Source organism: Flexilinea flocculi, from assembly GCF_001192795.1.
Classification (GTDB): domain Bacteria; phylum Chloroflexota; class Anaerolineae; order Anaerolineales; family Anaerolineaceae; genus Flexilinea; species Flexilinea flocculi.
The window spans coordinates 1,711,482-1,724,158 of record NZ_DF968181.1 but is presented as its reverse complement, the minus strand read 5'-3'; the positions used below and the strand labels follow the sequence as shown (position 1 = coordinate 1,724,158).

Here is a 12,677-nt window from a genome sequence, read left to right as displayed (position 1 = left end):
CCATAACAGAAGATTTTTTTCGTTTTTAATAAAACTTCTCCAAATTTTAAATTAATGTATTAGAAGACTCTGGCAAAAAAATTACACGAGAAAAATAGAAAGTTACAGCAAGATTAATTCCCCCTAAAAGGGGAATTAATCTTGCGACTTCATGATGAAAAGATGTAATCAGAGAATTCAGTTTGTGTTTTTATGATCCCTCTCATAGGCTTTTTCCATCGCTACAATCAATGGAAGCTTTTTCCCAGACATAAAACGGATCATTGCACCTCCGCCAGTACATACATAACTGATTTTTTGCATATCAATGAATCGGCTTGCAGAACTGATTGTATCTCCGCCGCCGATTACAGAATAGGCTGCAGAATCGGCAATAGCTTGCCAGAGTCCCCTTGTGCCTGTCTCAAATAACGGATTTTCATAAACGCCGGCAGGTCCATTTGCAAAAATCGTTTTCGCTTCGGATAAAATTTTTGTGTAAAGCTGAATTGTTTTTTGTCCGATATCCAGATATAAAGTATCTTTTGGCATTTCCTTTATATCCATTTCAGCACGTTGATGGTTTTGCTCATATGCAACATCTACCGGCATAACAATTTTTCCCGGAAAATCACGAAGATATTCTTTCGAGTCATTGACGAACCCAAGTAAGTCTTTATCTTTTAAAAATTGAACAGTTTTTTCTCCAACATCGATTCCTGAGGCATACAACATAACCAAACCGGTTAAACCACTGGTTAGAATTGTATCTGCTGTACCATTGGCAAGGACAGTTTTCATCATGCCATAGGCATCAGAAATTTTCGCTCCGCCTAAAACAAAAACAGTCGGTTTTACAGCGCCATGCAGCACTTTTGACAAGGCTTCATATTCCTGAAACAGGAGTGGTCCGGCTGCCGTTGGAAGCAATTCCTGAAATGCCACCATGCTTGGAGAATTCCTGTGAGCAGCCGAGAAAGCTTCATTAACATAAAGATCAAATAATGGGGCAAGTTTCCGGACTTCCCATGTCTTTGTGTAAGCAGCAGCATCGAGTTTCACATCTTTTTCAAAAGTGGAAACCTCTTCAGATAAATAGCGCAAATTTCCGAGAATGATGATCTCCCCTGCTTTTAAGCGCTGGATTCGGTCAATCGCAGCCGGGCCGCAAACATCATCAATATATTCGACATTTGTTCCAAGCAATTCAGAAATGCGGATTGCGTGTTCCTGGAGATCCACCAGATTCTGATAATCAAGCGTATCTCCCTGATGAGCGATAATCGCAATAGCTGCTCCTCCATCCAACAATTCACGAATGACCGGGATTGTTTTTACAATTCTTTCATCATTAATGATTTTTTTCGATACCGGATCAAGAGGAGAATTAATATCAGGCCGCAGAAGGACTTTTTTCCCGGCTAATGGAATCCCCTGCAGTGAACGCATTTTTATTTCCATTTCCCAATCCCTAAATATTCGTTCGTCTTTGCGACGCCTTCAAGCCGGTTTGTTTGCATTTCGCAAGCAGCCCGGATGCCATCCACAGTTTCCGGAATTGTTACCGATTCCTGAGGAATATTGATTGCGAACATAATATCATCGCCTGTTTCCACAATGCTATCTTCCCAAAGACCGATTTCATACATATCACCACGCGGATTTCCAAGATCGCGGGCATATTTAAAGAAAGAGGAATTACCAAGAAATCCATCGCTGATCTTTACAACACGGATACGATCATGATTCAGAAAGGACTTAAGCGCCATGTCTTTGGTAATTTTCTTTTTCCCAGTTGCGACGACTGTGATGATGTGCCCGTGAGTGACAGGAGTATGAATCAGAATGCCAGTTGCATTTATATGAGGCATGATTGTCATTAGATCAACAGCCTGGTGACTTGGAGCTTTATCGATTTGAAGCGCATTTGTCAATCCGCGGTGATAATCACCCGGATCCGCAACCCGCCGAACGATGGTTATTGCCACTCGATCGATACCATAATCTCTGTCTAAGCAATCCACTGCTCGAATTAATCCGGTAGTATTACAGGAAGTAAGCTTTAAGAATTGTTTCCCGATTCCTTTTTCGTAATTTGCATAACCATGAAAGAATACATCAGCTACTGAATTTTTTTCTCCACCCTGGAATATGGCTTTTTTCTCATATTTTGAATATATCTCTTTATTTTTTGCGCCAACGCCAGCGTTGGTGGCATCCAGAATAATGTCGCATTTTTGAACCATTTCTTCCATTGTTCCCGAAACAGGAATATTCAACTTCTCAAAATCTGATCGATAATCCTCAACAGAGAGAAATAAATTATAAGGCATGCCCTTTTCTTTTAACGCACGTATTGCCAGCGTTGGCGCTACATCTGCGACACCGATTAATTCCATATCTTTTTGGAGAGCGACTCCATCCGCTAAGCGCTGACCAATCGTCCCATATCCACAAACGCCTACTTTAATCATAACATTCCTCCTATTTTTGTTCTTTTATTAACCAGTTCTCCGAAATATGAAATGAATTCATTATTATTCTTATAGTTTTACACGAAGCGCAATACTGTAAGAACAACAAATTTACTTTCTTTATTCGAATAGTCAATCATATTTCGAATTCTTTTTTATAAACCGGATGCTTCCCGAATATATTTTCGCGCTTTTACAGCGTATTCAAAAGGATTCGCTTTAGCAGGATCCTGTTCCGCTTCTACGACAACCCAACCTTCGTAATCAGCCTGTGACAGGATTTCAAAAATAGGTTTGAAGTCGACATCCCCATCTCCTGGTACTGTAAATACTCCTGCTCGAACAGCATCCAAAAAACTCATGTTTTGAGATTTTACTGTTTCATAGATTGATTTTCGCATGTCCTTCAGATGGACATGTTTGACGCGATGAACGTATTTTTTTAATACAGGCACTGGATCGATGCCTGCGAAACTTAAATGTCCGGAATCAAACAATAAAAAGACCAGATCCGGATCTGTCATTTCCATGATGCGGTCAATTTCCTCCGATGTTTGTATTCCTGTTCCCATATGGTGGTGGATTGTAAAAAACATTCCCTTTTCACGAGCTAAAGCACCCATTTCATTGAATCCCTTTGAAACAAGCTGCCATTGTTCTTCTGTATAAACCGGTTTGTTTTTTAAGATGGGAATATCCAATTTCCCCTGAATAGAATTTCCTTGTTCAGAGGCCCCGATTACTTTTGCTCCAAGAAAATTTAATTTATCCCGATGCTGAATGAATGCACGGATTGTATCCTGATACGGAAGTGATGTTAATAGCGAGGAGAACCAGGCATTGCATACCTGAAGTCCGCGAACATCCAGATAATGTTTCAGTACAACCGGATCTTTCGGGTATTTATTTCCGATTTCGCAGCCTTTAAATCCTGCTAACGCCATCTCGCTGATGCATTGTTCAAATGAGTTTTCAGCGCCCAGATCAGGCATATCATCATTCGTCCAGCCAATCGGTGCAATTGCCAGTTTTACTTTATTTGAATTTAACATAACCAATTTTCTCCAATCATTAATAATCTCTTGCTTTGGATATATGTTGCTGCATATCCGCATATGCATCCTGGACGGATTTATCTTTTGCGATTTCTGCAACACCGACTCGCCACCAGCTTTCATATCCGGGAGTCATGCTACCAGGTATCACTTTAATGTCAAAAACACATGGAAGACTTTGTTTTCTGGCATCTTCAAGTGCTGATTTTAATGCTTGTACAGATCGGATTGAGTAGCCGATCGCTCCATATCCCTCAGCGATTTTTGCGAAATCGATCGGCAGGTTTGATCCATCTAATAGCCCTGATTCCGGATTGCGTGCTTTAAAAACAGTCCCGAATGTTTTTGTACCCTGATTATTTTGTAGATTTTCAATACATCCCCATCCGGAATTGTCAAAAATCATTACATTGATCTTCAACCCTTCCTGAATAGCCGTATACAATTCACTGTGAAGCATCAGAAAACTTCCATCTCCCAGAAAAGTGTAAACTTCCGATGAGGGAGAGGATAATTTCACGCCGACAGCTGCACAGATTTCATACCCCATACACGAAAAACCATATTCCATGTGATAGGAACAAGGTTCTCCCGGACGAAACAAACGCTGCATATCGCCCGGCAGACTGCCGGCTGATCCAACGGCAATATCTGACGATTTCATGAAACGATTAATTTCCCCAAGAGCTCGTGTCTGAGAAAGTCCTTCTTCTGATTCTGGCATTGTGTAAAGTTTATCAACAATTGCATCCCACTCCTGCTTCACAGATTCAATTTCACCTGTATAGGCTGACCGATAATTCTCTTTTTTTAGCACAGTGTGTAATGACACAATCGCTTCTTTAGCATCAGCCTGAATTGGCAGCGCATCCATTTTTACCGCGTCGAAGGAACAAATGTTAATTGAGATCATTTGGACATTGGGATTTTGAAATAACCATTTCGAACAGGTGGTGAAATCTGTAAACCGCGTCCCTATCCCTATTATCAGATCCGCATCTTTTGCAATGATGTTTGCTGCTTTCGTTCCAGTTACACCTATTCCGCCTAAATTCAGAGGATGATTCCATGCTATGACTGATTTTCCGGCTTGAGTCTCACAGACTGGAATATTAAAATCTTCGGAAAACTGTTGAAGTTCTTTCCATGCTTCGCTGTATCGAACACCTCCGCCGCAGATGATTAACGGCTTTTTACTGGAACGTATTAGTGTTGCCGCTCTGTCAGTTTGACCCTGTGTCATCGGACGCCGGTCGAAATGCCACACTCTTTTTTGGAAGAAGTAGTCCGGATAATCATAAGCTTCCCCTTCAACATCCTGAGGTAAAGCAATACATACAGCGCCTGTATCTGCCGGATCCGTTAATACACGCATAGCATGGATCATTGCTGTCATTAATTGTTCCGGACGTTCGACTTTATCCCAATACTTGCAGACTCCTTTGAAAGCGTCGTTGACAGTGGAACCATAACTTGTCGGGAATTCAACCTGCTGTAGAACAGGGTCAGGCTGTCTGGATGCAAAAGTATCACCAGGAAAAACCAGGAGAGGAATTCGATTGGCAGAAGCTGTACCACAGGCAGTAATCATGTTAAGAGCGCCGGGTCCAATAGAGGATAAACAAGGGATAATTTTTCTGCGGTTGTGTTGTTTCGCATAGCCAATAGCAATATGAGCCATACCCTGTTCATTATGCCCTTGATAGAATCGGATACGATGTCCGCCCTGTTCTAAGGCCTGTCCTACGCCAACTACACAACCATGACCGAAAATTCCAAGCATGCCATCAATAAAACGATCCTCAACACCATCAAATTCTACATATTGATTATCTAAAAACTTAACTAAAGCCTGCGCCATTGTCAGACGAATTCGTTTCATTATGCCTCCTTTTTCTCGGAAAAAGGCCAGAATTTTGCGTTCGGTTCCGTGACCCATAAATGTTCTGGCAAAAATGTCGGATGGATATAAGGGTTTCCATCAATATGTCGAATTACCCATAAATACCAGAGCGCATACCCGGGATACGTTACATGCGGATGTGTTTTCCCACTGGTGATCAGAATGGTGTCGTTTTCACTTAGTTTCATTACATCATCACCCACTTCAGCAAATGCATGTCCGCCTTTGGGATTGGTTTTATAGTAATAAATTTCCGGCTGCGGATGATGGTGCGGAGGGTATGAACTCCATTTCCCCGGGAATCCGATCACCTCTCCAATGACGAGATTTGAATAGGGTGCGTTGGAAAAATCAAATGTTGTCCTGACAATTCTGGTCGATGTTTCCTGCATTGTACCTGCGCCGCGATATTCATCTGCAGTTTCTTTCGGTTCATAAAGATGAGGCTCAAAAATATTCGCATTCTCTGTTCGATGAACAGTGACTTCAGAATCCTCAGCAACACCGATGATTTTTAATTCCACTCCTGCGGGAATATGCAATACCCATGGTGAATCATCAAAACAATTCTTTCTTCTGATTGTCTTTTCGATACCGTTATACGACAGCGTAATTTCTCCATATACCAATAAAAAAGCTCGTTCGAGATTATAAATATCTTCATAAATCTGACCTTTTTGAAGACGTAAAATCCCGAAATCCATCAGCATATCCGGATTTCCGCCAATCCTTGTAATCTCATTGTATCGATATTGAAAATCAACACCTTTGATATGGAAATTATTCATGGAAAATTCTCTCCTTATCTTCTATTTTATTGAATTTCAGAGAGTTTTACCGGTCGATTCTCCAACATTGATTTTTTTGCTGCAATGGCAATTTTGATCGGTTTCAATCCATCTTCAATGGTCACAGGTACTTCTGTTTGATTCTGGATTGCGTCAATAAAGGACCGCATTTCATCACCGAACGATTGCATATATCGCTCCAGGAAGAAATACAGTGGCTTATCGGAACAAACGGAATCTTTTGAACTGAATTTGACAGTCGTTTCCGTGTCGTTTTCTGCAATCGCAGAACCATTTGTTCCAAAGACTTCAACTCGCTGATCGTAGCCATAAATTGCTTTTCTGCAATTATCGATTATTGCGATCGCGCCATTTTCGAAGCGTAATGTAATGACCGCTGTGTCAATATCACCAGCTTTTCCAATTTCCGGATCAACAGTGACGGCTCCTACTGCAAAAACTTCTGTGACCTCACTGCCAGCTTGAAAACATGCCATATCAAAATCGTGGATGGTCATATCGAGGAACATTCCACCGGAATTCTTTGCATATTCCGGTGATGGCGGTTCAGGATCACGGGATGTAATTTTAATGATTTGAACTTTGCCCAGTTTTCCTTCTTCAGTAAGCGCTCGGATGCGGCGGAAATTATGGTCAAAACGACGATTGAAACCAATCTGCATTTTGACACCTGATTCCTTGATAACTTTTTGAGTTTCAAGAATTTTTGATACAGTTGTATCAATGGGCTTTTCACAGAAAATATGTTTTCCAGCTCTGGCAGCTTCCATCGCGATATCAGCATGCGTATTTGTCGGTGAACAAATTAAAACTGCATTTATGGAAGGATCATTTAGAATTTCATGATAATCAGAATATGTATTAGGAATACCGAATGTCTCGGCAGCTTTTTTTGCCGCTTCCATAAAAGGATCAGAAATCGCTACAATTTCAGCTTGTGGAATTCCATTAGTAATGGATTGAGCATGAACACGCCCGATACGTCCTGCTCCAATGATGCCAATACGTACTTTTTTCATAACAGATTCTCCTGAAACATTAATGTTTGATTGACACTATATGCAGATATGACAATTCGAATTTGTGTTCCGAAAAGCGAAATAAGGAAAAATCATTGTTTTGTCGTTTAAGCATTCCGAACTTACACAGATAGACATATTTTCCCCTACTTAATCAGAAGTTTATCCAAAAACTCAAATTGATTAATCTGAATGTGCAAAAGCGTAAACATCTATTGTAAACGTTTACAATCATATGCCTATCATATCACTTTGTCTTGTTTGTTTCAAGTTTAGAAATGTAATGTAAATCCATGTAATATCTCATGAAATGGCTTTTTATAACCATGTTCTATTGGAATCAGCGATTCGAAACATGGGGAGAATCGTTTATTGTTGTGCTCTGCGTAAAAATACCACAATAATTCTTGTTCTCAATTGATTTGAGATGTAGGTTAATATTTCGAATTACTGTAACGGAATCGGATGGATCAGGATTCAATCTATTGAAATCAAAATTCGAATTGTTGATAAGAATTAATAAAAAACGGCAAAAAGAAAATTCTTTTGCCGTTTCTACTAAAAAATGTTAATAGACCTGTAAAATTTAAGCCCTTGTTAATGAACGATATTTCATCCTATGCGGAGTATCGGCTGCAACGCCCAATCGTTTTCTGCGATCCTCTTCGTATTGCGTATAGTTGCCATCGAAGAAAGTAATATCCGTATCCCCTTCAAAAGCAAGAATATGTGTTGCGATCCGATCTAAAAACCAGCGATCATGTGAAATAACCAATGCGCATCCGCCAAAATTCTCAAGCGCCTCTTCCAACGCTCTGATTGTATTTACATCAAGATCATTGGTCGGTTCATCGAGGAGTAATACGTTTGCTTCACTTTTCAATGTTCTGGCCAACTGAACTCGATTTCTTTCTCCACCTGAGAGATTACCGACTTTCTTTTGCTGATCTGTTCCAGAAAAATTAAATCTTGAGACATAAGCACGCGAATTTACAGTTCTATCTCCGATTTTTATCTCTTCTGCTCCTTCAGATATAACTTCCCAAATTGTTTTATCAGGATCCAGACAGTCACGACTTTGATCCATATAACCGAGTTTGACAGTTTCTCCGATGCGGACGGTTCCAGTATCGGGTTTGACTGATCCGGTTATGATACGAAATAGTGTGGTCTTTCCAGCTCCATTCGGTCCGATAATTCCGATAACACCACCAGGGGGCAGATTAAACGTTACATGTTCCATGATGATACGATCACCAAAGACCTTGGAGACATCTTTCATTTCAATCACAAGATTTCCTAATCTTGGGCCAGGTGGGATGAATAGTTGTAAATCCGCAGCGGATTTTACAAAATCCTGCGATAGGAGCTTCTCATAAGAAGAAATTCTGGCTTTTGATTTTGAATGTTGTCCTTTAGGAGACATACGAATCCACTCAAGCTCTCTTTCCAGTGTTTTTTGACGCTGACTTTCGCCCTTTTCTTCATGTTGGAGACGACTTTTTTTCTGTTCCAACCAGGATGAATAATTTCCTTGATAGGGTATACCTTGACCGCGATCCAGTTCCAGAATCCAGCCGGCTACATGATCCAGAAAATATCGGTCATGTGTAACTGCAATAACAGTTCCCGGATATTGCTGCAGATGACGTTCGAGCCATGCAACAGCTTCCGCATCAAGGTGGTTGGTCGGTTCATCTAAAAGCAGGATATCCGGCCGCTGTAACAGTAAACGACACAGCGCAACACGGCGGCGTTCACCACCGGAAAGCGTTTCGATTGATGCATCCGGAGGTGGACAACGGAGCGCCTCCATCGCCATATCTAATCTTGCATCAATATCCCATGCATCCAGCGCATCAATTTTCTCTTGGACTTTTCCCTGACGATCCATGAGCTTGTTCATTTCTTCATCGCTCATTGGATCCATAAACTTATTGCTGAGTTCTTCAAACTCTCTTAAAAGCGAGATAGCCTCATGTGCCCCTTCTTCCACGACTTCCCGCACTGTTTTCTTGTTGTCAACGAGTGGTTCTTGTTCAAGGTAACCGATTGTATATCCCGGAGCGATGACAGTTTCACCGATAAAATCTTTATCCACTCCTGCCAGTATTTTTAAAAGAGAACTTTTCCCGGATCCATTTAAACCGAGAACGCCAATTTTTGCGCCATAAAAATACGATAGATATATATCTTTTAGAATTACTTTCTTATCAAAATTCTTTGAAACCCCAATCATGGAGTAAATCACTTTATTTTGTTCGACCGCCGCCATCCTTTATCCTCCATCTTTTTTGATTTTCATTCCAAGCTTAGTGAAATAATTCATGATAAATTCGATATGGTCTCCTTGAATAATTATTTCTCCGTCTTTAATTGAACCGCCAGCACCACATTGTTTTTTAATATTTCCGGCGTGGATCTGCAGGTCTTTCAAGGATCCCGAAATTCCTCGAATTATCGAGACTTCTTTCCCTGCACGTCCCTGTTTTTCTCTGCGCACACGGATGATTCCATCCGGAAAGGAGGCTGCAGATGCCGTTTTGCTGTTTTTGCATATACAGGACTGTTTTGGAAATCCGCAGTTTGGGCAGATCCGCCCAGATTCTGTTGAAAAAACGACGGGGTTTTCATTTCTTTTCATATGGAATTTATTATATCGAAATGTTATTCGTTTCTTCCATTCTCATGCAGCAATTCGGAATATAGGTAGGATTTTATGAGGATGTGATGATTTAGTCTTTGCGCAAAAACATCACATCCACAAGTTCTTCCCTCTTAATTCAAATAGAAAATTGATATTTCAAATTATAGATTCTCATAAAAAAAGAAAAAGCCGACAGAAAACCTGCCGGCATAATCATCAAGCGAGAGACTGGTTATTTGAAAAGATTGCTTACGAAAATATCATCAGGCAGATTTGAAAGCAACAAAAAAGCCTAAAACTCCGCAAAGACAGAGCAAGAGCAAGACTGCTACACTGATAATCACCCATAACCATATTTTTTTATCCGGATTTTTGGATACGTTTTTAGTAATATTTGGTTTAGATGGTGCATCCGACATAGGAATCTCATTGATCGATGGCGGAAGATTGTCGATTTCTTCTTTCGCATCCCTGACCTCTGGTTTTACAGGTTTGGGTGTCGGAACGTATGTTGGAATGTGGATCGACTCTCCATTTTTTATTAAGGGTTCATTCTCGGGAAGAGTCTCTTTTGTGACTGATTCCGGATTGTCTGCCGATTTTTCATTTTCCGATTTGTTTGTTCCTCCAAATGCATCCGGGAGTTTTTCTTCAGTAAATGAAATAGATTCCACAGGAATTGTGGAAACTGGAACGGCGCCGGATGTTTGTGCTTCAGCAGGTGAAGAAACATCTGCACCGCAATATGGGCAATGTTCTACATCCGCAGAAATTAATCCATTGCAGCTTGGACATGTTTTGTTATTTTGATCCATCATCATTCCCTCCGATTCACAAGACAAATTGTCTGCTATTTTTTTGACACTTGTTTATGCTTCATATACGATGGAACGATCGAAACGTTGCGGATCAATTTCTCCAGTCCATGGACCATGTTTTTCCTGTTTCATTGAAGTAATAATACCGGCAATCTTGCATGATCGTTCCGGATCATATTTCAATCTGGAGCCGACATAGGATGTAATGCAGGTATCCCCGCGGCCTGTCCTGCCATCCAGATTTTTTGGCAGGAATGGAGCTCTATAATATTTCCCTTCAGCATAGACCAGTACCTCTTTGGTCTGAGTCAGAACAATTTCTTTCGGTCCATATGCAGCTAATATTTTGGCGGCTTTTTCAAGATCATCAGTGCCGGTAATGTGCTGCGCTTCTGCTTTATCAACTTTCAGAAACGTGACATGTTTTAGACCTTCTTCCATATCTTTCCAAGGGCGGAAGTTTAAGTCATCGCCTTCCGGTACACGTACAAATCCCTGTACATCCAATGCGACCGGCGCTTTTTCTGAAAGTTTAATGAGCGTTTCTAACGAGACTTCTCCTGCAATGATCGGTGTGATCATGATAATTTTTGGATTTACTTCTGGAATATCAGAATATGGAATTTCTCCGGCGAATCCATTGAGCTTGCATATTCTTCGTTCCATATCAGCCGATTGATAAATATTGATGCAACCGGAAGACTGAGAAGCGGGTTTAACATCCACTTCAATTCCCAAATCGGTCAATTCTTTCAGATAATTGAAATCATCCGGATTTCCGCGTGTAGCAACTCCTACCTCCAAACCAAGCCTTTTTAAAACAACACTGCCATAATAAACGGCACCGCCGGCACATTCAAAACCTTCATTATCGATGATGATCTTATCTTTGGCAAAATGACCAACCATTAAAATGTCTAAATTTTTTTTCATGGCATATTCCTTTTTAATCGTAATTCATATAAAAGATATCAATTAAGTAAACAATAACAATTTATGATTATATTTATGGCACGGGAGGAGTTCCAGGTATATCCGTCGGAACGGCTGTCGCAGGCTCTGAAGTCGCTGTCGGAGGAATTGGAGTTGCTGTTGGAGCCTGTGTTGCAGTGGGTGCAGTTGTTGAAGAGGAAATAGGTGTTGCTGTGTTATTCAAGATACCGTTGTAATAGCAGTTTAATGCATAAGGAACCGTGTTTTTACAATAAGTTTCGCATCCTTCTCCTTGTTGTAAGCTTAATTCGGCAGAGGAACACATATGCCCAAAATAAGATCCTGTCGTTGCAGTAAATTGAGGAGTGGTAGTGATTGTTGCCGTATAGGTCGCGATGGAAGTTAAGGATGTAAAGTCTCCGACAATCAGTGTATAGCTGAAATAGAAAAATGGCGTGCCATATGCATCTGCCAAATACCAGTTCGAGGTATAGGTACCTGTCGTAGAGGGAGCAATCATATACATGGAAGTTGTGTAATCACTGCCTGTACCAACTGCATACGAGAGTGGATAGGAAGAACTGTAAGCCAATTGTGTCCCGTTATAGAAAACCAGATCATAATCTGTTGACCAGGTTGTTGTTCCCGTATTATTTAACTCAATTGTCAGATAAAATACCTGTCCAGGCAAAACCGTCGTATTTGTCACCGGCGAAAAGCTAACCCAGACTGCAGCGTCTTTCAGACCTCCTGATGAAATTCCGGATGGAGCAGCAGTTGCAGAACTGGCATAGCGCAAGGTTGTTGGAAGGATAATTGGTGTAGCCGTATAGTTCGGTAGCGTATTTTCCACAACGGGCGAAGCAGTCTCTGTCGGGGGCATCGCTGCTGCGGTTTCAAGCTGATTTATTTGTTCCGTTGCTGCTTTATCTGTGTTTCGAATCATTACGGCATCCGGAGTATTGGTACACGAAGAAAGGAAAAGCAGGAAAAGGACAAAAAAGATTGTGCTGTGAAATGTTTTTTTCATAATTCCTCAA

General features: G+C 40.8%; 11 protein-coding genes. All 11 read right to left on the bottom strand.

Annotated features, from left to right (window positions below):
- Window positions 1-177 precede the first annotated feature (177 nt).
- Window positions 178-1,440, bottom strand: coding sequence for a phosphoglycerate kinase (locus ATC1_RS12085; protein WP_062282497.1), 1,263 nt, complete (start codon window positions 1,438-1,440; stop codon window positions 178-180).
- Window positions 1,431-2,453, bottom strand: a complete 1,023-nt coding sequence (locus ATC1_RS12080; protein WP_062282494.1) for a type II glyceraldehyde-3-phosphate dehydrogenase — start codon at window positions 2,451-2,453, stop codon at window positions 1,431-1,433. Before ATC1_RS12080 ends, ATC1_RS12085 begins: the two co-directional genes overlap by 10 nt.
- 155 nt (window positions 2,454-2,608) lie before the next feature.
- Window positions 2,609-3,505, bottom strand: a complete 897-nt coding sequence (gene iolE / locus ATC1_RS12075; RefSeq protein ID WP_062282491.1) for a myo-inosose-2 dehydratase — start codon at window positions 3,503-3,505, stop codon at window positions 2,609-2,611.
- Window positions 3,506-3,524: 19 nt separating this feature from the next.
- Window positions 3,525-5,390 (bottom strand): 3D-(3,5/4)-trihydroxycyclohexane-1,2-dione acylhydrolase (decyclizing), encoded by a 1,866-nt coding sequence (gene iolD, locus ATC1_RS12070; protein ID WP_062282488.1) that lies wholly within the window; start codon window positions 5,388-5,390, stop codon window positions 3,525-3,527.
- On the bottom strand, window positions 5,390-6,199 hold the full coding sequence (locus ATC1_RS12065) for a 5-deoxy-glucuronate isomerase (RefSeq protein ID WP_062282485.1): 810 nt from the start codon (window positions 6,197-6,199) through the stop codon (window positions 5,390-5,392). Before ATC1_RS12065 ends, iolD begins: the two co-directional genes overlap by 1 nt.
- A gap of 26 nt (window positions 6,200-6,225) precedes the next feature.
- Window positions 6,226-7,239, bottom strand: coding sequence for an inositol 2-dehydrogenase (gene iolG, locus ATC1_RS12060; protein WP_062282481.1), 1,014 nt, complete (start codon window positions 7,237-7,239; stop codon window positions 6,226-6,228).
- 586 nt (window positions 7,240-7,825) lie between these two features.
- The gene (gene ettA, locus ATC1_RS12055; RefSeq protein ID WP_062282478.1) at window positions 7,826-9,514 is read right to left on the bottom strand and encodes an energy-dependent translational throttle protein EttA; all 1,689 of its coding nucleotides are present in this window, start codon (window positions 9,512-9,514) and stop codon (window positions 7,826-7,828) included.
- A 3-nt stretch (window positions 9,515-9,517) separates the two neighbouring features.
- Window positions 9,518-9,883, bottom strand: a complete 366-nt coding sequence (locus ATC1_RS12050; protein WP_062282475.1) for an SUI1 family translation initiation factor — start codon at window positions 9,881-9,883, stop codon at window positions 9,518-9,520.
- 266 nt (window positions 9,884-10,149) lie between these two features.
- On the bottom strand, window positions 10,150-10,704 hold the full coding sequence (locus ATC1_RS12045; protein ID WP_062282473.1) for a zinc ribbon domain-containing protein: 555 nt from the start codon (window positions 10,702-10,704) through the stop codon (window positions 10,150-10,152).
- Window positions 10,705-10,755: 51 nt separating this feature from the next.
- Complete coding sequence (locus tag ATC1_RS12040) at window positions 10,756-11,637, bottom strand: PfkB family carbohydrate kinase (protein WP_062282469.1); 882 nt, start codon at window positions 11,635-11,637, stop codon at window positions 10,756-10,758.
- A 73-nt stretch (window positions 11,638-11,710) separates the two neighbouring features.
- Window positions 11,711-12,667: an NBR1-Ig-like domain-containing protein gene (locus ATC1_RS12035; RefSeq protein ID WP_062282465.1), complete on the bottom strand. Its 957-nt coding sequence runs from the start codon at window positions 12,665-12,667 to the stop codon at window positions 11,711-11,713.
- Between the last annotated feature and the right edge of the window lie 10 nt (window positions 12,668-12,677).